The sequence below is a fragment of the Methylophaga sp. SB9B genome (assembly GCF_004832235.1).
GTDB lineage: Bacteria > Pseudomonadota > Gammaproteobacteria > Nitrosococcales > Methylophagaceae > Methylophaga > Methylophaga muralis.
This window is the reverse complement of the sequence record NZ_SSXS01000107.1, coordinates 1-252: the sequence shown is the minus strand read 5'-3', so window position 1 is coordinate 252 and position 252 is coordinate 1. Positions and strand designations below refer to the sequence as shown.

Genomic DNA, 252 nt, shown 5'->3' with positions numbered 1-252 from the left:
ATCCCCGCACATATCCTGAAATCCATTCGAAAGGTAGAAAATGAGTAACGAAACCTTGAGCGCGGAAGAGCTTGGTAACAAGCTACTTCAATCAGTCAAAGAAATGAAAGAGGGCAAAGCCGCGCGGTCAGTCGTGTTGAGCCCAATGAAGTGGCAGAGGCGCGTAGTAAAACGGGCCTGACACAGTTAGAGTTTGCAGAAGTGCTTCATATTTCCCCACGGACTTTGCAGGAATGGGAGCAGGGGCGGCGT

At 50.4% G+C, this 252-nt stretch carries 1 protein-coding gene; it reads left to right on the top strand.

Annotation, left to right across the window (positions count from 1 at the left end; genetic code table 11):
- Nucleotides 1-150 precede the first annotated feature (150 nt).
- Nucleotides 151-252: helix-turn-helix domain-containing protein (locus E8Q33_RS16880; protein ID WP_371413309.1), on the top strand; the 102-nt coding region annotated here is incomplete at its 3' end.